The organism is Granulicella aggregans (assembly GCF_025685565.1).
GTDB classification, from domain to species: Bacteria; Acidobacteriota; Terriglobia; order Terriglobales; family Acidobacteriaceae; genus Edaphobacter; species Edaphobacter aggregans_B.
Genome location: NZ_JAGSYE010000001.1, coordinates 737,583 through 760,122 on the forward strand (window position 1 = coordinate 737,583; position 22,540 = coordinate 760,122).

Consider the following 22,540-nt stretch of genomic DNA (forward strand, 5'->3'; position numbering starts at 1 on the left):
GATAGACCTCGCGAAAGCCCCGAGTCTACCTCTGCCCTGATAAATCGATTGACCGCTCCACGCCCTTAGTTCATCCAGCTTCGATCATTCGGGTTCCGCTTGTCATCCGGATCGACATAGCGCCCATCCTTGTCGAAGTGAACCTCGCGGTTCTGCCCGCGCATGTACACCTCGAACTTCTTCGCCGCGCGCCGCCGCTTCCACCGGTAGTACCCGTTCCGTATCCCGAAGTACCGCTCCGTAACCCCGAAGGCCAGCCCACGCGTGGGCGCGAATCGCACAAACAGATATCCGCACAGCGCGCCCGAAAGCTGCAGCAACGCTCCAAACCGGTCGCCGCCCTTCAGCAGCACTGCGACGGCGATCAGGATGTAGATCGTCACCATGTACTTCGCCTTCAGCCGCAGCACGAAGAAGAGCAGGAACTCCTGGTCGCCGAAGATCATCCCGATCGCGACCAGCAGCCCGAAGACACCAGCCCACGCCCCATAGGTAAAGTCGTGTGGGTCGAGCCCGACGACATGCGTCAGCGTAATCGCCGAGGCCAGCACCGCGCCGCCGATCGACGCCGAGAAGAACAGCTCATACAGCCACCGGCTGCCATAAGCGCCTTCCAGCAGTGACCCGGTGAACCACAACGTCAGCATCCCGAACAGAATGTCGGTGATGCCCACGTGAACGAACGCGTAGGTCACCGGCTGCCAGAGCATCCCGGTCAGGAAGTGCGCCGGTTCAAGCACCAGTCCGGCAGTCAGCAGTTGGCCAACGCCGGGGGCGATCCACGCCAGCACAGCCAGCGTGAAGAAGACGGCTACGTTCACCAGAACCAGCTTGCGCGTGGCTCCGGCGAAGGGAGGGAAGGTCATCGTGATCGGGCCGGAGCGGGGCATGGCACCTCTTATTCCATCATAGGCCGGGAGATGCCGGGTAAACGCGAGAAGCAACCGGAGGAGGTAACCACGGTTCACGACCGGAATGGAACCCGGCCGCTCCTGCTTACGAAGGACTGACCCAGTGATAAACCCGCTGAATCAGCTGATAAATGCGATGATCCCGCGATCAAATTGCTGATTGATTTGACCGCATAGCTCGGCTCATAATCGTGCATGGCGACAACTTCCGCGTTCGTTCCGAGCTCCGCGCTCCTCGCACCCCCGTCCGCCTCGCAGCCCGAACTCCCCCGCGACTGTACCTTCTCCGAGTCCGACTGGCGCGCGCTAGCACCCTTCTGGTACCCCGTCGCCTTCTCGCACGAGGTCACCGGCCAGCCCTACGCCGCCCGCCTCCTCGACGAACGCGTCGTCCTCTACCGCATCTCCGACGGCACCGTCCACGCCGCCCGCGACATCTGCTTCCACCGCGGCGTCCCCATGAGCATGGGCCACGTCGAAGGCGACGAGATCATCTGCCGCTACCACGGTCTCCGCTACGACTGCTCCGGCAAGTGCGTCTCCATCCCCGCCCATCCCAACGGAGCCATCTCGCCCCGCCTCCGCCTGCAGGTCTATCAGGCGCAGGAGAAGTACGGCCTCATCTGGGTCCGACTCGTCGACGACGGCCCGCGCGAACTCCCCGAGATGACCGAATGGAACGACCCCGACTACATCCAGGTCCTCCCCGAAAGCGTCGACATCGCCGCCGCCGCAGGCCGCCAGATCGAAGGCTTCCTCGACGTCAGCCACTTCGCATTCGTCCACAAAGAGAGCTTCGGCGAACCCGACAACCCCGTCGTCCCCGACTACGTCGTCACCAAGACCAAGTCCGGCTTCATCGCCGACTACATCAGCTCCGTCAGCAACTACGCCCACGGCTTCAAACACCTCGGCCCCCCGGACTTCATGTGGCATCGCCGCTTCGAGACCTTCCTGCCCTTCACCGCGAAGCTGACGGTGATCTTTCCCGGCGGCGGCAAGCTGCACATCATGAACGCCGCATCACCCGTCTCCGCGCGCAAGACGCGCCTCTTCGTGCCCATCTGCCGCAACTTCGACAAGGAAGCCGACCTTCAGCCAACGCTGGACTTCAACTACCAGGTCTTCGCCGAAGATATCGCCATCGTCGAACGCCAGTTCCCCGAAGACCTTCCCCTCGATCTCCACGCCGAAGCCCATTTCCCCGCCGACCGCAGCTCCATCACCTACCGCAAGGGCCTGGCCGCGCTAGGCCTGGGCCGCAGCTACACCGCGTAAGCAGATTAGGAGTCCGATGAACTACCTTTCGCTGGCAATAATCTTCCTGCTGCCTCTTTTCTCGCAGACCGCACCACCCACCCAAACCTCCGTCGAGGTCGTAAACATCGAGAAGCAGCCCTGGTCGACAGCCGCGGACAACGCCGTCGCTCGCCAGATCGTCAGCCCCCAGAACTCACGCGCCAAGAAGATCAGCATGGCCGACATCATCATCCCCGCCGGCGTCGAGGTGAAGCGGCACCACCACCCGGTCGCCGAAGAGATTTACTACATCACCTCAGGCGAGGGCATCATGACGATCAACGGCGCATCCCGCCGCGTCGGCAAGGGCGACGCCATCGTGATCGAACCCGGCGACGTCCACAAGTTCCTCAACGACACCAAGGCCGACGTCCGCATGATCGTCACCTCAACCCCCGCCTGGACACCCGACTCCATCGTCATGAACCCATAACCACACCGCCCGTATCTTCACATCTGCGACACAGCCTGGGTGCCCCATCCATGACAGTTTCATCGTCATGGGTGGGACGTAAACCGCCCTCCTGCTCCGTCGACTCAGCCCAAACCCTTCGGGTGCCCCATCCATCCGGCTTCATCGGATGGGTGGGACGTACACCGCTCGAATCGCAAGCTACTTCCTGGCAGGCATCGGCAACACCGCAATACTCCGATGCCCTGCGGCATCCACCGACCGCACCCCAAACACCACATTGTCCTTCGAGACCGGCAGCTTGATCGTCGTCTTCGTCCCCGCCGACACAAACGTAGTCCAGTCCGGCAATTCCGTAGCCCTCCACACCACCTCGTAAGCAGTGTTCGCAGAAGCACCCAACGGAGCCTCCCAGGCCAGCTCCGTGTTGTTATCGAGCGCCGCCGTAAGAATGTGAACGTTCTGCGGAACTCCCGGAGCCGAAGCCAGCGTCGCCAGAGTAGCCGCATTCAGCCGCGCAACGTTCGCGACATAGTCAAAGTCGACGTACTTCAGCAGGTCGCCATACTGGACGCCATTCTCGACACGAATGTTCTGGTGCTGGTGGTCGAAGTTCTCCCGCCACTCCGTGATGCGAACCGCCGTGAACCCTTCAAGGTTGAAGCTGGTGTGATCGCCGCCCCGCAGATAGCGGTCCGCGCGAAAGATCATCACCGGATGAAACGGCTCCTTCGTTGTGACCGTCGCGGTGAAGTGCTTCGTGTGGATACCAGACTCCGGGAAGTAGGTGTGATCCACGTCCACCATCGCCCGCGCAAGCTCCCGTGAAGGCGCATCCGAGTCCGACCCAAGCCCATGAATCTGCCGCAACACATCCGCCGACTTGTCCGCCGATCCCTCAAAGATCCCTGGGCTAGGCACGCCTTCCGAAAACACGCGCACAGCCGTCTTGTCCTCGACCTCCGCCTGCCCCGGCGTCGTATCCCCGCCCACGATATCGTTGTTCAACACCGCCTCAAGCTGCCATCCCTCTGCCTTCGCCAGCTTCGCCAGATGCCGGCTGCCATTCAGCCCCTGCTCTTCTCCAGCCACAGCCACAAAGACGATCGTCGAAGGAAACTTCAGCTTCGAAAGCACCCGCGCGCACTCGATCGACACGGCCACGCCGCTGGCATCGTCATTCGCTCCTGGAGCCGCATCGTGCGTATTGAAGTTGTCCGAGTTCCGCGAGTCATAGTGCCCCGTCACCAGCACCCGCCGCGCCGCCTGCGCCGGGTCGGCCCCCTTCAGTACCGCATAGACATTCGTCAGCGTCGTCGGTTTGCGTATGCGCGAGTTGGGCGCATCGCTCCCGGGCTCGGTGAAGGTATCGCGCTTCACCTCCAGACACCCTCCGCAATCAGCCGAGATGCGCCCAAACTCCGCCGCAATCCAGTCCGCCGCCGCCGTCACGCCCGTCCCCGGCGCAAGGTCCGTCTCCATGCTCGAAAGCGTGCTGCGATTGTTGAACGAGACCAGCTTTTCAATCGTCGCGTGAATGCGCTCCGCTGAAACCTGCTTCAACGCACCCGCGATCGCTGGGTCAGCCTTCGCCGGCAGTATCGGCGCACCGTAACTTCCCGTTTGCGCCTGGGTTTGCTGCATTGTGAAAGCGAATGCAACGAAGACGAGGACGATGCGGCAGCGATAAGAGACCATGAAGCAAAGCTCCTGTGGAAACCGGGAATGGAAGTTACGCGTACTCTGACTTCTGAGCCTGTCGCCACCGGGCTTGACGTGGCGGCAGGGTATCGCTAGAAAGAAGTACGGGGTGCGGGAAGACGGGTGACTCTAAACCTTCATCCTAATGGGCCTAGCGTAGCTGCGGGCCGGATCAACAAAAATTCTGGAGGTTTGCCATGGCCGTAGTTTGCCCCGAGTGCGACAACCCGCTGATCATCGACGCGGAAGAAGTAGAAGAAGGCGAGACAGTACAGTGCGACGAGTGCGGTGCCGACCTCGAGGTCGTCTCCGTCGATCCACTGGAGATTGCCGTAGTGGATGAAGCAGGGTACGACGATGAAGATGCAACCCATCACGACGAAGATGAAGACGAGTAGCTCGCAGGGCAGGAGCCGTATACTTGGGATCATGACGCAGTCTGCCCCCGGTACCCCTTCCCCTCTGCCCCGCCGTCTGTTCTCTCGCAGCTTAGGTGTCTCGGCTCTTTCGCTCGCCGTCCTCTTCGGTTCGGTGACAGGTGTTTTCGTAACCGGCGCGACAACCCCTCTGATGGCGCAGAAGCCGGGAGTCCTGCGCGTCGTTTCCGGCAAGGTGACCGACAAGGGCGACAAGCCCCTGAAGGGCTCCGTCGTCTACTTGAAGGATGACAAGACGCTCTCGGTCAAAAGCTTCATCGCCGACGATTCAGGCGGCTTCCGCTTCGGCCAGCTCTCCCAGAACTCCGACTACGAACTCTGGGCCGAACTTGACGGCAAGAAGAGCAACACCCGCACCATCAGCTCCTTCGATAACAAGAACGAGTTCGTGATGAACCTGAAGATTGATACCGGCAAATAGCTCCTCTCCAACCCAATCGTCATCTCGACCGAAGCCGCGAACAGCTTCATCGTTCGCGGCGGAGTGGAGAGACCCCCGCATTGCGCCTTTGCATTTGCTCCTGCCGTTGTATTTGCATTTAGCGTTGCTCTTGCATTTGCCCTTGTTCTCGCCGTCATCCTGAGCGAAGTCCCTTGCAGCGTCATCGCAACGGACGCAGTCGAAAAACCCCGACGCGGCTCACACCCCCAAAACTGCTCGGAACTTTCAGCCTCGAATCAAACGACAGAGCCTGATCGTGGCGAGCAGACCGCAAGAGCTTCCACCTACCCAAGCTTCACAAGAGCGCCCCTCAGGTCCTCAATCAAATCCACCGGCTCCTCTAACCCAATGTTCAACCGCACAATCCGCCCAGCATAATCCCCCGTCGGCCGCTCCAGCCCCGGATAAGCCATAGCCAGGCTATGCGTCCCGCCCCAGCTCCATCCAATCCCAAACATCTTCAACGAATCCACAAGCCCATTCACCTGCTCCGGCGAATAGCGCCGATCAAACACGATCGAGAAGATACTCGACGAACCGGTAAAGTCCCGCTTCCAAAGCTCATGCCCAGGGCACGACTCGAAAGCCGGATGCAGCACCGTCTCAATCGCCGGCTGCTCCACGCACCAGCGCGCTACTTCGAGTGTCGAAGCCTCCAGCTTCTCGAGCCGCACGGCAAGCGTCTGCAGCCCGCGCAGCGCGAGGCTGCAATCGTCCGGCGAGACCGCCATGCCAATCTGCTGATGCGTCGAGCCAACGGCGCGATACGCCGCCTCCGTATTCACCGAGACGCTCCCCAGCAGCAGATCGCTATGCCCGCCAATGTACTTCGTCAGAGCCTGCATGCTCACGTCCACACCCAGCGCAAACGCATCCAGCAGAACGCCCGCAGCATACGTGTTATCAAGCGCCACGGTCACGCCCCGCTCGTGCGCAGCCGCCACGATCGCCGGCACATCCTGAATCTCCATCGTGACTGACCCCGGACTCTCGCACCAGATCAACGAGGTATTCGGCCGGATCAGCGCCCCAATCCCCGCCCCGATCATAGGATCGTAAGCTTCGACCTCAATCCCCAACCCACGCAGCAGATCTCCCGCAAGATGCCGGTTCGGCCCATACGCATTGCTCGGCACCAGCGCATGGCTCCCCGCCTTGCAAAACGCGAAGTAGATCAGCGAGATCGCCGCCTGCCCGCCAGGCGCGAGGAACGTATGCCGCGCACCCTCCATCGCCGCAATCCGCGCCCCTAGCTCCAGCGCCGTAGGCGTGCCATACACGCCATAGTTCCAGCCACGCTCCATGTGCCACTCATCATGCGCATTCGCCATGCTGCCCAGAAGAATGGTCGAGCCGCGATATACCGGCGTAGCGAACGACTCAAAGCCCTGAGGCACATCAGGCTTCGAATGAAGGATGCGTGATTTCCAATGCAATTGTCAGAAGCTCCTGGATAAGACTCGATTCTATCGAGAATTCCAAAAGGCCTCGCGCCCCACTGAATGAAAACAGAGCTTACGTTCCAGAGGAAAACCTTAGTGACTCCAGGAAGCTGTGCCGGAGTTCTGGGGTGATACGGAAGTTTGTCTCCGATGTCAGACGCTCAAACGCGCTTCGGGCATCGACGAGCCGAGCGCGTTCGGCGGCAATCAGCACTCCGAGGGTTCCGACGATAGAGAATCCTCGGGCTAGAGCTTCGCGCCTTCCCTTGAACTCATCGATGAGTACCTCCGGTGCGCTGACTTCAATTGCGAGCTGGATCGCGTCGCGCTCGCCGGCATCAAGCAGGCAGAGATCTTCATCTGGTTGGGTTGTAAGTGGGGAGACCTCAAGCCATAGAGGCGGCTCGGCCGCCCATCTGGCAACCGCTGGCGGAGCACCTGCGTGAGTAAGTTCTGCAAGAACAATGGGAGGCGTGATGACACGCCGATAGAGGAATGGCAGGAGGAAGTCGCATTCGACCTGAACCAGGTAGTTCAAAGGAGACGTGTCTGCAACAACGATCTTCTCCGCGATTTTTATCTTCTGGAGATCGTCATCAGGTCGCATGCCAAATCATCCACCCCATAAGCATGATCCCAAACCTGATGTTCCTTTAAGAATCCTTCGAATTCAAAACGGGAAAGCCCCAGAAGTGTACGCGCCTGAAGAGGAGTCAGCGCCTCCGTACGGTACCCTTCGATCGCGAGAGCCTCAAGCGCGGCCCTGCCTGGGTCCGGCTGCTGCATGAGTTCATCGGAGAGTTGTACCGTGATCTGCATGTGACCAAGCTACCACGGGTATTTTCTCTAGGCAAATAAAAAGCGAATAGAATAGCCGCAGGATTACCTTATGTCCTTCCCCACCCTCCCAGACCGCTTCGGCTTCCTCCACATCGACCTCAACAGCTTCTTCGCCTCAGTCGAGCAGCAGCTCCACCCGGAGTACCGAAACCGCCCCCTCGCCGTCGTCCCCACCCTAGGCGACACCACCTGCTGCATCGCCGCCAGCTACGAAGCCAAAGCCCTCGGCATCAAGACCGGCACCCAGGTCGGCGAAGCCAAGAAGCTCTGCCCAGACATCATCCTTATCGCCGGTAACCACGACCACTACGCCGAATACTCCCACAACATCGCCAAGGCCGTAGAACGCTGCTGCCCCGTCGCCCACACCCCTTCCATCGACGAGATGGTCTGTCAGCTCATCGGCCGCGAGCAGGAGCCTCCCACCGCCCGCAAGATCTCCCTCGCCATCAAGCAGGCGATCAAGGACGACGTTGGCGAGACCCTCCGCTGCTCCATCGGCATGGCGCCCAACCGCTACCTCGCGAAGATCGCCAGCGACATGCAGAAGCCCGACGGCCTCATCGGGTTACTGCCCTCGCAACTGCCTCGGGCGATAGCACACCTCGAACTCCGCGACCTTCCCGGCGTCGGCGCAAAGACCGAGGTCCGCCTCAACGCCAAGGGCATCACCACCATGGAGCAGCTCCTCGCGCTCGACCGCAACGGCATGCACTTGCTCTGGGATTCGGTCTGGGGCGACCGCCTTTACCACTGGCTGCGCGGCGCGGACAGCGGCGACGACGGCGCTCCCGTGCCTACCGAGATCCAGAAGTCTCTCGGCCACTCCCACGTCCTCGGCCCCGAGTTCCGCTCCGCCGAAGGCGCATGGTCCGTCGCCCACAAGCTCCTGCACAAGGCCGCCATGCGCCTCCGTATGGAGAAGTTCTACACCTCCTCCATGGCCGTCACCATCCGCTATCAACTCACCCGCGAGCAGGCCGAGCGCATGAAGTCGAAGAAGCACTTCAGCGGCATCAAGCACACCGGCTGGGGCATGGAGGCAAAGTTCGCCGACTGCCAGGACACTCTCACCCTCCTCGAAGTCCTGCGCGGCATCTGGCAGCACGCCCCTCAAGGCGCGGAGTATGCTCGCCCCTTCTTCGTCGGCGTCACGCTCAAGAACCTCATCCCGGAGAGCGAGCACCAGGAGACCCTCTTCGGCGACTTCGACAATCGCAACGAGCTCTCCGCGACCATGGACAAGCTCAACCTCAAGTACGGCCACACCACGCTACACTTCGCCGGAATGCTCAAGGCACGCGAAACCGCACCCACCCGCATCGCCTTCACCCAGATCCCCGTGCAGTACGGCGTCGACTACATGTAGGCTGCGCTATACCTCCATTGAGCCGTCATCCTGACCCCGAGCAAAGCGAAGGGGAAGGACCCCGAGTGGTTCCACATCACCCAAACCGCTCGAACCTTTCAGCCATCGGTTCCCCCAGGAAGAAACGCATCGTGGCCAAGTCAAGGTGACAACTGTCACTTCGCACTCCTGACGTTCCACACTGTGTCCATCGCTCGTTCAAGTGCATTCTTGTCTTCGTAGTCGAGAACTTCTTCGACAGAGAACCAGACAAGGAGAGCAAACGATGAGCGCTACTGCACTCACCTACGACAAAACGGAAACGGCAACTCCCGCGTCCACGCATCGCGCTTTACCGGGGCAAAAGATCGCAACGCTGCAATCCGTCGTGAAGAAGTACGACGCAACCACGGCACTTGACGGCCTCAATCTCTCGCTCCACGCAGGCGAGGTCGTAGCTCTTCTCGGCCCGAATGGCGCGGGCAAATCCACCGCCGTCCGCCTGATGCTCGGCCTGGCCTCACCGACCAGCGGTACGGTACGCATCTTCGGCGCCGACCCGCGAGACGCGGCCTCGCGAACCCGGGTAGGGGCAATGCTCCAGGTAGCCCGCGTTACCGACACCATCAAGGTCCGCGAGCACATCGACCTCTTCCGCAGCTACTATCCAAAGCCCCTCCCGGTGGCCGAGATCGTGCGCATCGCCCAACTCGAAGGTATCGAGAACAAGTTCTTCGGAGACCTTAGCGGAGGCCAGAAACAGCGTCTCCTCTTCGCCCTCGCAGTCTGCGGCAACCCCGATCTCGTTTTTCTCGACGAACCCACGGTCGGCATGGACATCGAAGCGAGGCGCGGCCTCTGGCAGCAGATCCGCTCCCTGAAGGAGCGGGGCAAGACCGTGCTCCTGACGACACACTATCTCGAAGAAGCAGACGCTCTGGCCGACCGCGTCATCGTCATCAACAAGGGACACGTCGTCAGCGAAGGCACTCCAGCCGAAATCAAGAACTTCAGCGGCGGCCGCAAGATCAAGTGCGCGACCATCCTCACGACGGAGTATCTCAAAGCTCTGAGCGGCGTGACCAGTGTCGAACGCAATGGCGAGTTTGTAACCGTAACCGCTACAAATGCGGAAGCGGTCGTCCGCATCATGCTGCTGAACGATGAAGCCCTCAGCGGCCTAGAAATAGCAAGCCCCGCGCTCGAAGACGCGTTCCTCGAGCTGACCAAAAAGTAAAAGATCACAGCAAGAAGGAGATATCAAGAGATGGCAACGACAGCAGTCACCTATTCGATGGAAGCGGTTGGACGCGAGCGTACGCTTGCGGTCTATGGCAAAGAGACGAAGTACGAGTTCCTGCACCTGCTACGTGCGAAGTCGTTTTCGCTCGCGGTCATCGGGTTTCCCCTGATGTTCTATGTACTCTTCGGATTGTCGAACAAGCATGTCGTCGACAACGGCGTGAACGTCACCAAGGCGATGTTGGGCGGATACGCCTGCTTCGGCCTGATCGGCGCTGCGCTCTTCGGCATCGGCGTGGGGCTGGCCTCGGAGCTGAACTACGGCTGGCTGGAGTTGAAGCGCGCAAGCCCCATGCCCGTGATGGCGTATCTCTTCGCGAAGTGCGCTTCGGCGATGGTCTTCGGCATCCTCATCGTCAGCATCCTCAGTGCGGTTGGCGTCGCGTTCGGCGGAGTCACGCTTACGAGCATCGAACTGGTAAAGATGCTGGGCGTGACAGTTGCGGGCTCGGTCAGCTTCGCAAGCCTCGGCCTTCTGCTGGCGCTGCTGATGCCCGCAAACGCAGCGCCTGGACTCGTAAACCTGATCTATCTGCCAATGTCCTACCTCAGCGGCCTTTGGATGCCGATCAAATACATGCCGCACTGGCTGCAGCACATGGCTCCGCTGATGCCGATGTATCATCTCGCCCAACTGATGCTGAGTGTCTATGGCTACCAGGAACCGAACTCGTCATTGGCCCTCCACTGGAACGCGCTGATCGGGTTTACGCTGGTGATGCTGGGGCTCTTCTGGCTGGACTTCCAGCGCAAGGAACGCAACGCTTAGGAACATTGCCGCACACTACACTTTGGGACACGAAGATGAGCTGGACAGCGATCACACAGGACAAAACGTCACAGGACCGAGGGTGGCGCAGATTCCTGCCGCCACTCTCTCGCCCTTCGCCCAGCATCTACATATGGCTCGCCTACTCCATCTTCTTTTTCTTTGAGCCCATCTATCGCCACAACCTCCGCTACTGGCTCCAGAACCTCGCCATCTACGCGTTCTTTCTCTTCCTCTATGTCTGCCTCGACGTCATCGAAGTCGCCTCCATCAATCTCGCCATCCTCGGCACCTTCGTCATTCTCGGCATGGCCACCCTGCCGTTCAATGCCGGCGGATCGACCTTCTTCCTCTACGCCTCCTCCATCCTGCCCTTTGTGCTTCCGAACAGCCGCCTGGTCGCGATCCTGATCGCCCTTGACTTCGTGCTGCTTGTAGGCGAGGGATACCTGATCGGCAACAATGCTCTGAACTACGTCATCCCCGCGTTCTTCCTCGTCGTGGGCGGCGTATCGAACATGTGGATGGCGCGCCAGAGATGGATGAACACCAAATTGACCATGGCGCAGGAGGAGATTCAGCAACTCGCCGCGGTCGCCGAACGTGAACGCATCGCCCGCGACCTGCACGATGTCCTCGGCCACACGCTCTCGGTGATCGTCTTGAAGGCAGAGCTTGCGGGAAGGCTGATAGATCGTGATCCCGAGCGCGCCGCAAGAGAGATCGCCGATGTCGAAAGCACCGCCCGCACCGCGCTCGCCGAGGTCCGCGAGACCATCGGCGGCTACCGCGCCCGTGGCCTCGCAGCGGAGCTTGCCGCCGCCAGGCGCACCCTCGAATCAGCAGGCGTAGCGCTGGCCTGCGAAACCGTACCCGACGCCGAAAGCAACCTGCGCGCGACCGAAGAGACCGTCCTCTCGCTCGCCATTCGCGAAGCCGTCACCAACATCGTGCGCCATGCCGAAGCGACCAAGTGCCTGATGCGTTTCGAGCAGACCACCGACGGCTTCCACGCCCTTCTGGTCGAAGACGATGGAGCCCACAGCGTAAGGCATGAAGGTAACGGCCTGCGTGGAATGAGAGAGCGCGTGCAGGCGTTAGGAGGTAGGTTCAACATCCAAAGCGACCACGGCACCCGCCTGCTCATCGAACTGCCCGTAACGGTCCCTGCCGCCGTCGAGAAGGAGGCCTGACCATGGCAAACACAATTCGCGTAGTAATCGCCGAAGATCAGGCGATGGTCCTCGGCGCGCTCGCCGCTCTGCTCGAGATGGAAGAAGATCTCCGCGTCATGGCCTGCGCCGCAAACGGTCGCGAAGCGCTCGATGCTGTCATCAAGCTCAAGCCCGACATCCTCGTCACCGACATCGAGATGCCCATCATGACCGGCCTCGAGCTCGCCAAAGAGCTGCAGTCAAACCACCCCGCCACGAAGACCGTCATCCTCACCACCTTCGCGCGGCCCGGATATCTACGCCGCGCTCTCGACTCCGGAGCCCGCGCCTATCTCCTCAAAGACCGTCCCGCCAAAGAACTCGCCGAGGCCGTCCGCAAGGTCCATCGCGGCCAGCGCGTCGTGGACCCAGCCCTCGCCACCGAAGCCTGGGGAGCGGAGATGGATCCACTCTCCGAACGCGAGCGCCAGATCCTCCAGCGCGCCGGCGACGGCAAGACCAGCACCGAGATCGCAGGCGAACTCCGCCTCTCCGACGGCACCGTGAGGAACTATCTCTCCGAAGCAATCGCCAAGCTCGGCGCAGCCAATCGCGTCGACGCCGCAAGAATCGCCCGCTCCAAAGGCTGGCTCTAACACTCATACCTTCTCAACTCCGTGCCCGGCCCCCGAGCGATCCCGACGCACCACATCCGCTCGAACCTCTCTGCCATGTAACTCTCAGCTCATCCTGCCCACACTGTTTTCCGAAAAAATCCCGGACCCGCACGACCCCTCGACTATCCCCTGCATCCGAGTGGAGTGACAGGAGAAGCCTCACCCATGAACCCTCGCACTCTCACCTCCCTACGCACCGCCGCGCTATGCGGCACAGCTTTAGCAGTCGCCATCGGATGCAACAAGAAGGCCGATAGCTCGATCAACTACACCAGCGCCATCAACACCTACTACAGCGCACACCCATCCTGCCTCTTCTCGCAGCCTCAGCAGTTCCCGACCCAGGTCACCACCTCCGACACTACCAAGACCGCGCCCTTCGACGCTCTCGTTGACCAAGGCCTGCTGGCACGCACCACCGCCGAGAAGAAGGTCCTCATCATCGCCTCGAAGCAGGTCACAAACTATGACCTCTCCGCCAAGGGCCGGTCTGCGTGGACAGCGGATACCACCCAGCCAGGCTTCGGAAACTTCTGCTATGGCCAGCGCAAGGTAAGCACGATCTATAGCTCCTCGCCCACCACGTCGGACGTAGGTGCCACCACCCAGATCGCCTATCACTACACCTTCTCGGATGCTCCCGCATGGGCCAGCGCCGCCGAGACCAAGACCGCATTCCCCCAGGTCGCGACGGACCTATCCGGCCCCCAAGCCGCCACCGCAACTCTCACCAACACCGCCAACGGATGGCAGGTCACCAGCACCCCCGACGCAAAGCCCTTGCCAGTGAAAGCCGCCGACGGAAAGATCGTCGAGTAACCTTATCCACCTGGAAGAATGTAGGTCGGGATAGTCACCCGTATATCGGGTGCCCCACCCATGGCTCGCCTTTGGCCATGGGTGGGATCACACCCCCTAACTCGCCTTCACAAACCCACCGAAACGTCATCTCGACCGAAGCATTGCAGCCTCATCGCAATGCGTAGTGGAGAGACCCCCGCATTTCGCCTTTGCCTTTGAAAGCTACTCCGTAGCATCTTCATCATTCGAAGGCCCAGAGTTAATCACCGCCATGGACGCAGCATAAGGCTTCATCTCGTACTCCAGCGGCGGAACACCCCCCGCCAGATAACGCACAAAGTAGTCCCATCTACGCCGCGTCATATACTGCGAAGCTGCACCATATCCATGCGCCGCATTCGGAATCATCAGCAGATCAAAGTCCTTGTTCGCCTTGATCAGCGCATCGACCAACACCAGCGTATTGTTCGGCGGAACGTTGTCATCCATCGTCCCATGCGCCAGCAGCAGATGCCCCTTCAGGTTCTTCGCGATGTACTGGTTCGCCTGCGAGTCATAGTTGGTCGTGCCATCGGCGTTCTTCACCAGCAGCCCCGCCCACTTCTCCGCCCAGTCATCTTCGTAGTCGCGCTGATCGTGATTGCCGCTCTCCGCAATCCCCACCTTGAAGAAGTCCGGATAGTGCAACATCGCCGCCGCAGTTGCATTGCCTCCGCCCGAGTGCCCATACATCCCCGCGCGGTCGATATCGATCCACGCATACTTCGCCGCCAGCTCCTTCATCCCCGCAACCTGGTCTGGAATCGTATTGTCGCCGAGATTCCCGTAGTACGCCTCATGGAAGCTCTTCGATCGTAGATTCGTCCCCATGCCATCGATGCACACCACGATGAACCCAAGCTCCGCAAGCGCCTGGTTGTCACGATGCGCAGCCTGGAAGCTCCTTGATCCGCAAGAGCCCGTCTGCGGCCCCGGATACACGTTGTTGATGATGGGATACTTCTTCGTCGCATCGAAGCTGGTCGGCTTGAACATAAAGCCGTAAAGGTCGGTCTTGCCGTCCCGCGCCTTCACCGTGATCGGCACCGGCGGCACCCATCCCGCAGCCGTCAGCGCAGAGATGTCCTGCTTCGCAACCTGCATAGCCACTGCGCCAGACAACGTCCGCACCACTGTCGTCGCAGGCGTCACCGGCGTTGAAGCGATATCGGTAAAGAAGTCGAACTTCGGTGAGAACGCAATCTCATGGTTCGCATCCTCCGGCGTCAGCAACTTTTGCTCGCTGCCATCGAATCGCACGCTGTAAAGATGTACGAAGTAAGGATCACGCCCCGCCTCCTTACCCACGCCGAGGAAGTAGATCACGCGGTTCTTCTCATCCACATGCAGCACCTGCGTCACGTTGCCATCACCATGCGTGATCTGGTTCTTCAGCTTGCCGGTAGTCAAATCGTAGAGGTAGAGCTGGCCCCAGTTGTCGCGCTCGCTGAACCACAACACCTCGTTCGACCCCGGCAGATAGTGCCAGTTCACCATGCCATCGCCGCTCTCGAAGAACTTCGGCGCGGTCTCCTGCATCACCTCGCGAACCTCGCCCGTGGCGGCGTCGGCAACGCGAAGCCACTCCTGCTTGTGGTCGCGCGACGTGGATACGAACGCCAGGTGCTTCATATCTGGCGACCACTCCACATCCTCCCAGGTGTTGTTGCCTCCTCTGCAGGTGATGTCGTCGCAAACCGTACCGCGATGCTGGTCCGGCGGCATCTTCAGCCGCACAATCTTCTTCGTGTCGAGGTCGATGAGGACGCGCTCAATCATCGTCACATTCACATCGCCCACCAGCGGTGACTTCCAGGTCTTCAACACCGGATGCCCATTGGTCACAGAGACCAAGTACATCTCGCCATCTTTCCGCTGGTCCTGCTGAAACGTAGCGATCTTCTTCGAGTCAGGCGACCACAGCAGGATCGCAGCATCACTCTGCTTCCAGCCCGCATTGTCGGTCGCATAGCCGAAGTCCTTCACTCCATCGGTCGTTAGCTGCGTCTCCCTTCCGCTCGCGATGTCCCGCACCCACAGGTTCCAGTCGCGGATAAAAGCGCCCTTTGTCTTATCCGGCGAGAGGTTCATCGGCGGCTGCTTTGTCGTCGACGGCTTGTCGAGCGCCGTACAGGTATAGGCCTCGGCAAGAGCACAATCGAAGTTGCTTGAGCCGATCGCAACGCGGAGCTTATGGTCAGAATCCGAGAACACAAGCTCGGCAGGCTTCAACCGGGCAGCGTCCGCCTTCAGCTTCGGCGAAGCCACGTTCAGAGCCGCAGCCAACTTAGCACTATCGAACGCCACCGTGTTCGTCTTCTTCGCCGGATCGACGATACGGAACGTAGTCTCCTGCTCATCGACAGCGCGGTACCAGAACCGGCCATCGGCCATCCAGTGCGGATTCACAACGCCCCTCCAAGCCAGCGGATTCACGTTGTACGAAAGAAACTTCTCCGCCTGCGCGTAGTCCGCCGCGGTGTAGACACGCGGCTGCTGCGCCACTCCCGATGCAGTCACGATCGTGGCAACCGACAGAGCGTAGCCAATCTTCAAATGCAGATTCACAGTATGTTCTCCTGAAAGTTACAAATAGAATTCAAGCAAAATCCTGACTGGATCAATCATGGACGCCGCAGCGCTGCGATCAGTTTCTCAGCTTCCACAAAATCTGCCGCAGCATCCCCATCCACACTGGCGCGTCGATGCGACTCATCTTCATCCGCAGAACCAGTCGCCGAAGGTCCGCAGGCGCGCTCCGCGCCGGATGATGCCGTATGTAATCTGCAGCCTCCAACACCTCGCCAAGAAGCCCCAGCACCCGCTCCTGCTCTGCGCTTGAAGCAGCATCAGCACTCTCCGGAGACCGAACCAGCGGACGTGCCCTCACCAGCTCATAGAGGCACACCGCCACCGCCTGCCCAAGGTTCATCGAGAGATGCCGCGACTCGGCATGCTGGAACATTGGAATCGTCGTCAGCCAGTTGCAGTGGCTCAACTCTTCGTTGGATAGCCCCGTCTTCTCCGAACCAAACAGGATTGCGACCTTAGAATCGTCCTGCTCAAGAGCCCCAGTCAGCTTCGGCGCAGCGTCATGGATCGCAAACAGTGGATGCTCCAGCACCCGCTCACCCACCGCCGTCGTCCCCGCAACCACCACGCAGTCCGCGACCGCTTCGGCCACTGTCGCATAGGTCCTCGCCGCATGCAGCACGGACGACGCATCCACCGCCGACCGTGCCCCCTCAAGCGGCATCACAAACTCATTCACAATCCGCAGATCCGAGAACCCGAAGTCGTGCATCGCCCGCGCAACGGCGCCGATATTCTTCGGGTTCCGCGCCCGCACCAGCACCACGGCTACCCGCGCAAGATGTTCGCTGCTTAGCATGAGCCCTTATTCTAGTGCGCGGGCAAGAGGAAGAAGCCCGAGTGCCCCATCCATGACAGTTTCCTCGTCATGGGTGGGACGTAAACCGCCCGCTTTACCGTCTCTCACCCAGACCCATACACCGAGGCAAGAAGAAAGGCCGGTGCTTTTGGCACCGGCCTTTCTGGTTGGTCGTTCTGGGGAAGGTTAGCGATGAGGGTGCTCGCCGCCATGGTTCGCTGGCTTCGGGGCCTGTGCGCGCGGTGCCGCCTGCGGCCGCGATTGAGCTGCCGGGCGAGCCTGCGTCTGCGGACGAGACTGCGCCTGTGTCTCCGCCGGCCGCGGTGCCGTCTGTCCAAAGCCGCCCGTGCGGGTCGCCGGAGCAGCGGCGGTCGCCGGACGCTGCGCGTTGGAGCCTCCATGCTGATTGAGTTGCTGGCCATTGAAGCGACCGCCACTCGCTGCCTGACTTCCTGCCCGCTGGTTCACAGTAGCTCCACGAGCCGGAACCGCCGTATTCATCGCCCCCGGCCGCTGGATCGCAGCCATCGCCGGATGCCCGCCGTTGGCCTTGGCAAAGTTCCCCGGCTCGGCATGCGCCGCTTGCACGTGGCTCATCTGCGCGGAGGTCGGCGGAACATGATTTTCGTGCTCGAACTGGGCCTCCTGCGCCGTAGGACGCGCTGGAACGCCGCCCGTTCCACCATTGAAGCTGGTGTGACTATACGTTGTGTTGTTGACATGAACGTTCTCAACATACGTGTTGTGAATCACCGTCCGGTTCACGTTCACCACTGCGGTGTTATACGCGAAGTGACCGCCATCCCAACGCCCGCCCACGAACCCTACGCCGCCGTACCCAAAGCCGTAGTTGATGCCGCCGTAAAATCCGACGTGCGGCCCCCAGTAGCCCTCATGGAAGATGAATGCGCTTCCGCCCCAGCCCCAGTAGCCGGGCGTCCAAAGCAGGCCCACGGTCGGCGGCTGCACCCAGACGCCGGGAACCCAGTAGTAACCCTCCGGCCCATAGGCCCAGTAGCCGGGATTCCACAGATAGCCATCGCCGGGGCACACAGGCTGCGTATAAACAGGCAACGCGGGAGGCGCGAAGCCAACCGAGATAAAGACACCGGCATTTGCAGCGACCGGCGCGACGGCGACAGCGAGGCCGAGGGCTGCGCCCAGTACGAATTTGCGAATAAGGTTCATAGACTTCATAACTTCTCCTGATACTCCATTGAAACGACTGTGTGCTGCGTTGGTCCCTGCCAGACAGCGGCGCGCCTTGAGACTGCTTCTGTACGAACCCCGCCTCAGAGAGGAAGTTTTCGGGAATTTTTTTCCCATTTCGCATCCTCTTGTTCTTGCCGTCATCCTGACATTGACCCTGAGCGTGCCGAAGAAAAAGGGGAAGGACCCGCCACACCGCCCACATCACCAGCACGGCCCGGCCCATTCCACCACAAATCCCGAAGTTCCCCGCGCCAGAATCCACAGCGACGCCATAAATCAACGCAGGTCTTATCCTAATAAGGAGTGGCAGATAACTTCGCACAGACCGTAAAGCAGCAGGCAGACATCGTCAAGATCGTCGGCGACTACGTGAAGCTCCGCAAGACCGGCGCGCAGAACTACACCGGCCTCTGCCCCTTTCACAAGGAAAAGACCGGCTCCTTCTCCGTCAACGCCGCGCACAACTACTTCTACTGCTTCGGCTGCCACGAAAAGGGCGATGTCTTCACCTTCGTCATGAAGCTCGAAAACGTCAGCTTCCCCGAAGCCGTCCGCGCCGTCGCCACCAAGTGCGGCATCCCCCTGCCCAAGCGCGAGTTCAACTCGCCAGAAGAGGCCCGCGACGCCGGCATCCGACGCCAGTTGATCGACCTCCACGAGGCCGCTACCCAGTACTTCGAAGCGCAACTCAAATCCCCCGAAGCCGCCCGCGCCCGCGAGTACCTCACCGGCCGCGGCGTCACCCCGGAGACCATCGCCAAGTTCCGCATCGGCTACGCCCCCGACGACTTCAACCACATGCGCGAGACCATGCGAAAGCACTTCGCGGAAGACGTCCTCCGCGCCAGCGGGCTGTTTTCGGCCAAAGAACAGGAAGATGGAACTCAGGGCACCATGTACGCTCGCTTCCGCAAGCGCATCACATTCCCCATCGCCAACGAGCAGGGCAAGACCATCGCCTTCACCGCCCGCGCCCTCGAAGACGTCGACGATAAGGGCCGCCCCATCGCCAAGTACATGAACTCGCCCGAGACTCCGCTCTATACGAAAGGGCAAGTCCTCTTCAATCTCGACAAGGCGAAGGCTCCCATGCGCGAACTCGACTTCGCCCTCCTCGTTGAAGGCCAGATGGACTGCATCTCCGTCTACATGGCCGGCGTGAAGAACGTCCTCGCGACTTCCGGGACGGCGTTTACCGAGATGCAGATTCGCCTCCTTAGCCGCTTTACGAAACGGGTGGTGGTGAACTTCGACCCCGACGCCGCCGGCTCGAACGCCGCCGAAAAGTCCATCGCCATGCTCACCGAAGAAGAGTTCGATGTCCGCGTCGTCACCCTCGAAGGCGGCCTCGACCCCGACCGCTACGTCCGCGAGCACGGCGTGCAGGAGTACATGGCCGCCCTGCGCGGAGCCAAGCGCCACTCCGACTACCTCATCGACCGCGCCCGTCAGCAGTTTCCTGCTCGCACCGCCGACGCCAAGGTAAAGGCGATGAACTTCCTTCTCCCGCACATCCGCCGCATGCCCAACCGTATCCAGCGCGACGAGTTCGCCGCCGACGCCGCCCAGAAGCTCGGCATCGACTCCGCGTTGCTCCGCCAGGAACTGAAGCAAGCCGCCGCCGCACGCCTCGAAAGCGTCCCTCAATTCCGCCAGGAACCCATCAGCGAGAACGAAAAGATCCTCCTACGCGCCCTCGTACTCGGCGAAGACGACCCGGCCCGTCAGCTAGCCTCCGAACAACTCTCGATGCACCCGGAGTGGTTCGCAGAACTCCCCATGGCCGACATCCTCGAATCGCTCTCGCAGGCCCCGGCCCCCGAAAATCCGCTGGACGCCGCTCCGACAAACGAGTCCCGCGCGCAGTTAGCCGTAGCCCTCCAGCACACTCACGGAGAAAAGGAACCCCCACTTCTCGACCAGGTCCGCGACGCCCTCGAAGCCCTCGACACCCGCCGCATGCAGCGCCGCCAGCGCGAACTTCGCTCCCAGATCGCCGAAGCCGACCGCCGCGGCGACAGCGCCATGCTCGATCAGTTCATGATGGAGAAGATGGCCATCGACAAGAAGCTGCGGGAGCGCTAACCCTCGCAGATGTCCCTCATACGTCCCGAATCAACGATCTACTTGTCCGTACCGTGAAGCGCTCCAATATGCCGCTTGACGATCAGGTCCGTCTCCGCCGCAAAGGCCTTGTACGCGGCAGCCCCGCCGTCTCCGGCCTCCTGCGCGAAGAGCTTCTCATCCTTGTCATGAATAACCGCCATCTCGCTCAGGTACGCCGAATCGAACTCCGCGCCGGATAGCGTGCGAAGGTGAGCGAGCTTAGCCGAAAACTCCGCATTCAGCGCAGGCGCGATCGGAACATGTTTCTCCGCCGAGATCGCCTTCAGCTTCCGGTTCACCAGCTCATGGTCGTGGACCTCGGTATTCGCCAGGTCTTTCACGTCCTGCGCAACCGCCTTGGTCAGCGCGATCTGGCTGGCCTCCACCTCATACCGCCCGCCCTGCGAGACCTTGGCCACAAACGCCTTGTCGTTGTCGGAGGCCGCATCCTGCCCATACGCGAGCGTTGCGGCAGCCAGTGAAAGTATCAGCAAGGAAGACGTGCGAAAGATGGTTTTGATTGGAACTCCCTACGAGCATGGTTGACAGAGGAAAGGACGCACAGCAAGTTAGATACGGCTTCGAAAGCCTTCGTATGCTGTCTTACAGATGCGACGCGCCTGGTCTGCGGTAGCCTGAAGACGATGCCTTCTAACACCCACGTTCAAGTACGACCGCCCCACACGACTGCGGGAGAGGAGATTGATGGATAGCAACACCACCAAGCGCCTGGCCCTCGGCTTCCTCTCGAACTGGGTCAGCAAGCTCGCGTCCACCGTCATCCAGCTCATCCAGGTCCCCGTCTTCCTGCACTTCTGGACGGTCCCGCTCTACGGCGAGTGGATGATCGTCACCTCCATCCCCGCCTACCTCAGCTTCAGCAACATCGGCTTCGGCAACGTCGCCGGCAACGAGATGACCATGCTCGTAGCCGGTGAAGACCGCAACGCCGCCCTGCGCGTCTTCCAAAGCTGCTGGTGGCTCATCGCGATCGTCTGCGGAGCGACCATCCTCCTGCTCAGCGGAGCCCTCTATCTCTTTCCCGTCGCCCACCTGCTGAAGCTCTCCGCGATGTCCGAGTCCGACACCAAGTGGATCATCTTCTATCTCGGCGTCTCCGTCCTCCTCGGCCAGCTTGAACAGCTTCTCCAGTCCGCCTACCGCTGCATCGGCCGCTACCCTTACGGATCCTTCATCAAGAGCGTCTTCTCGCTTATCGCCTTCCTCGCCATGATCGTTCCCGTCGCCATGGGAGCCGGGGCCCGGACCACCGCCCTCGTCTTCGCCCTCGCCAACATCGCCGGAACCATCCTCCTCGCTATCATGGTCCGCCGCGACATCCCTTGGATCCGCTACGGCTGGTCGCACGCCCGCTTCTCCGAGATCAAACGCCTCACCCGCCCCGCCTTCGCCTTTATGGGCTTCCCCATCGGAAACGCCCTCAATCTGCAAGGGACGTTGATGGCTGTCGGCTACGCCCTCGGCCCCACCGACGTCGTCATCTTCGGCACCGCCCGCACCGTCTCCCGCGTCGCCCTCCAGATGATCCAGATGGTCAACAACACCTTCTGGCCGGAGATGTCGATCGCCTTCGGCCAGAAGGACGCCGCCCTCACCCGCACCCTCCACCGGAGAGCCTGCCAGATGGCCCTCATCCTCGCCGCAACGGTCGTTCTCGGCATGTTGACGGTCGGCCCCTGGTTCCTGAGCCACTGGACCGGCGGCCACGTCCCCCCCAGCCGAGGCCTCCTCAGCATCCTCCTCCTCGTCGTCGTCTTCTACTCCCTCTGGTCGACCAGCTCCACCCTCCTCCAGGCCATCAACCAGCACGAGCGCCTCGCCGCCGTCTACACCTTCGCCACCGCCATCACTTGCGGGATCTGCTACTTAGCCGCCCGCCGCTGGGGCCTCTACGGCGCAGCGGCGTCCCTCCTAGTCTCCGAAGCCGTCATGAATCTCTACGTCCTCCCCGCCTCGCTCAAAATCGCCAATGACCACTTCGGAGACTTCCTCGCCAGCATGACCCACTGGCCAAAGTCGCTGAACTGGGAGGCGATGGCAAGCAGGCTCCGCCGCTCCAAGCCGGAGCTGGAAAGCTAGCCGCCTAAGCTCCTTGTCCCATCAACTTGCCGATCAAACAATAGATCCGTCATCCTGAGCGGAGGTTGGCGCGCTCTTGCGCCAACCGGAGTCGAAGGACCCCGAGTGAGCTCACGCCACCCAGGATGTTCGGCCCTTTCCGTCAGCGACCTCTCAA

Annotated in this window: 21 protein-coding genes; 12 read left to right on the top strand and 9 right to left on the bottom strand. The window is 61.1% G+C overall.

What is annotated here, in order from left to right; all coding sequences use genetic code 11:
* Window positions 1-65 precede the first annotated feature (65 nt).
* Window positions 66-890, bottom strand: a complete 825-nt coding sequence (locus tag OHL18_RS03110) for a rhomboid family intramembrane serine protease (protein ID WP_263373366.1) — start codon at window positions 888-890, stop codon at window positions 66-68.
* A gap of 216 nt (window positions 891-1,106) precedes the next feature.
* Between OHL18_RS03110 and OHL18_RS03115 the strand changes: the two genes are divergently transcribed.
* Both OHL18_RS03115 and OHL18_RS03120 read left to right on the top strand, forming a co-directional pair.
* Window positions 1,107-2,189, top strand: coding sequence for an aromatic ring-hydroxylating oxygenase subunit alpha (locus OHL18_RS03115; protein ID WP_263373367.1), 1,083 nt, complete (start codon window positions 1,107-1,109; stop codon window positions 2,187-2,189).
* A gap of 16 nt (window positions 2,190-2,205) precedes the next feature.
* Window positions 2,206-2,643 (top strand): cupin domain-containing protein, encoded by a 438-nt coding sequence (locus OHL18_RS03120; protein WP_263373368.1) that lies wholly within the window; start codon window positions 2,206-2,208, stop codon window positions 2,641-2,643.
* A 180-nt stretch (window positions 2,644-2,823) separates the two neighbouring features.
* Here OHL18_RS03120 and OHL18_RS03125 read toward each other — a convergent pair whose 3' ends face one another.
* Window positions 2,824-4,320 carry a M28 family metallopeptidase gene (locus OHL18_RS03125; RefSeq protein ID WP_263373369.1) on the bottom strand — a complete coding sequence of 499 codons (1,497 nt, stop codon included), beginning with the start codon at window positions 4,318-4,320 and terminating at the stop codon, window positions 2,824-2,826.
* A 200-nt stretch (window positions 4,321-4,520) separates the two neighbouring features.
* On the opposite strand from OHL18_RS03125, the gene OHL18_RS03130 reads away from it, so the two are divergent.
* Window positions 4,521-4,721, top strand: coding sequence for a hypothetical protein (locus OHL18_RS03130; RefSeq protein ID WP_263373370.1), 201 nt, complete (start codon window positions 4,521-4,523; stop codon window positions 4,719-4,721).
* Window positions 4,663-5,181, top strand: a complete 519-nt coding sequence (locus OHL18_RS03135) for a carboxypeptidase-like regulatory domain-containing protein (RefSeq protein WP_263373371.1) — start codon at window positions 4,663-4,665, stop codon at window positions 5,179-5,181. The genes OHL18_RS03130 and OHL18_RS03135 overlap by 59 nt, the downstream gene beginning before the upstream one ends.
* Before the next feature lie 305 nt (window positions 5,182-5,486).
* On the opposite strand, the gene OHL18_RS03140 is transcribed toward OHL18_RS03135, so the two are convergent.
* The 3 genes from OHL18_RS03140 to OHL18_RS03150 form a co-directional block, all read right to left on the bottom strand.
* Complete coding sequence (locus OHL18_RS03140) at window positions 5,487-6,638, bottom strand: cystathionine beta-lyase (RefSeq protein ID WP_263373372.1); 1,152 nt, start codon at window positions 6,636-6,638, stop codon at window positions 5,487-5,489.
* Between the two features lie 79 nt (window positions 6,639-6,717).
* The gene (locus tag OHL18_RS03145) at window positions 6,718-7,251 is read right to left on the bottom strand and encodes a DUF3368 domain-containing protein (protein ID WP_263373373.1); all 534 of its coding nucleotides are present in this window, start codon (window positions 7,249-7,251) and stop codon (window positions 6,718-6,720) included.
* Entirely contained in the window at window positions 7,221-7,463 is a 243-nt protein-coding gene (locus OHL18_RS03150) for a UPF0175 family protein (RefSeq protein WP_263373374.1), read from the bottom strand. The genes OHL18_RS03145 and OHL18_RS03150 overlap by 31 nt, the downstream gene beginning before the upstream one ends.
* Window positions 7,464-7,533: 70 nt before the next feature.
* On the opposite strand from OHL18_RS03150, the gene OHL18_RS03155 reads away from it, so the two are divergent.
* The 6 genes from OHL18_RS03155 to OHL18_RS03180 all read left to right on the top strand — a co-directional run bounded on the left by OHL18_RS03155 (window position 7,534) and on the right by OHL18_RS03180 (window position 13,553).
* Window positions 7,534-8,853 carry a Y-family DNA polymerase gene (locus tag OHL18_RS03155; protein ID WP_263373375.1) on the top strand — a complete coding sequence of 440 codons (1,320 nt, stop codon included), beginning with the start codon at window positions 7,534-7,536 and terminating at the stop codon, window positions 8,851-8,853.
* Window positions 8,854-9,118: 265 nt separating this feature from the next.
* On the top strand, window positions 9,119-10,069 hold the full coding sequence (locus OHL18_RS03160) for an ABC transporter ATP-binding protein (RefSeq protein ID WP_263373376.1): 951 nt from the start codon (window positions 9,119-9,121) through the stop codon (window positions 10,067-10,069).
* Window positions 10,070-10,099: 30 nt separating this feature from the next.
* The gene (locus tag OHL18_RS03165) at window positions 10,100-10,903 is read left to right on the top strand and encodes an ABC transporter permease (protein WP_263373377.1); all 804 of its coding nucleotides are present in this window, start codon (window positions 10,100-10,102) and stop codon (window positions 10,901-10,903) included.
* Window positions 10,904-10,938: 35 nt separating this feature from the next.
* Window positions 10,939-12,096 (top strand): sensor histidine kinase, encoded by a 1,158-nt coding sequence (locus OHL18_RS03170; protein ID WP_263373378.1) that lies wholly within the window; start codon window positions 10,939-10,941, stop codon window positions 12,094-12,096.
* Window positions 12,097-12,098: 2 nt separating this feature from the next.
* Window positions 12,099-12,713 carry a response regulator transcription factor gene (locus tag OHL18_RS03175; protein ID WP_263373379.1) on the top strand — a complete coding sequence of 205 codons (615 nt, stop codon included), beginning with the start codon at window positions 12,099-12,101 and terminating at the stop codon, window positions 12,711-12,713.
* 186 nt (window positions 12,714-12,899) lie between these two features.
* On the top strand, window positions 12,900-13,553 hold the full coding sequence (locus tag OHL18_RS03180; protein ID WP_263373380.1) for a hypothetical protein: 654 nt from the start codon (window positions 12,900-12,902) through the stop codon (window positions 13,551-13,553).
* Between the two features lie 204 nt (window positions 13,554-13,757).
* On the opposite strand, the gene OHL18_RS03185 is transcribed toward OHL18_RS03180, so the two are convergent.
* From OHL18_RS03185 to OHL18_RS03195, 3 genes are all read right to left on the bottom strand, one after another.
* The gene (locus tag OHL18_RS03185; RefSeq protein WP_317890457.1) at window positions 13,758-16,142 is read right to left on the bottom strand and encodes a S9 family peptidase; all 2,385 of its coding nucleotides are present in this window, start codon (window positions 16,140-16,142) and stop codon (window positions 13,758-13,760) included.
* A gap of 79 nt (window positions 16,143-16,221) precedes the next feature.
* A complete protein-coding gene (locus tag OHL18_RS03190; RefSeq protein ID WP_263373381.1) occupies window positions 16,222-16,965 on the bottom strand; it encodes an RNA methyltransferase in 744 nt (247 codons plus the stop codon).
* A gap of 186 nt (window positions 16,966-17,151) precedes the next feature.
* Window positions 17,152-18,162 carry a hypothetical protein gene (locus tag OHL18_RS03195; RefSeq protein ID WP_263373382.1) on the bottom strand — a complete coding sequence of 337 codons (1,011 nt, stop codon included), beginning with the start codon at window positions 18,160-18,162 and terminating at the stop codon, window positions 17,152-17,154.
* A gap of 318 nt (window positions 18,163-18,480) precedes the next feature.
* On the opposite strand from OHL18_RS03195, the gene dnaG reads away from it, so the two are divergent.
* Window positions 18,481-20,262 (top strand): DNA primase, encoded by a 1,782-nt coding sequence (gene dnaG / locus OHL18_RS03200; RefSeq protein WP_263373383.1) that lies wholly within the window; start codon window positions 18,481-18,483, stop codon window positions 20,260-20,262.
* 38 nt (window positions 20,263-20,300) lie between these two features.
* Here dnaG and OHL18_RS03205 read toward each other — a convergent pair whose 3' ends face one another.
* The gene (locus OHL18_RS03205) at window positions 20,301-20,777 is read right to left on the bottom strand and encodes a DUF4142 domain-containing protein (RefSeq protein ID WP_263373384.1); all 477 of its coding nucleotides are present in this window, start codon (window positions 20,775-20,777) and stop codon (window positions 20,301-20,303) included.
* A 211-nt stretch (window positions 20,778-20,988) separates the two neighbouring features.
* Between OHL18_RS03205 and OHL18_RS03210 the strand changes: the two genes are divergently transcribed.
* Window positions 20,989-22,383, top strand: coding sequence for a lipopolysaccharide biosynthesis protein (locus OHL18_RS03210; RefSeq protein ID WP_263373385.1), 1,395 nt, complete (start codon window positions 20,989-20,991; stop codon window positions 22,381-22,383).
* Window positions 22,384-22,540 lie beyond the last annotated feature (157 nt).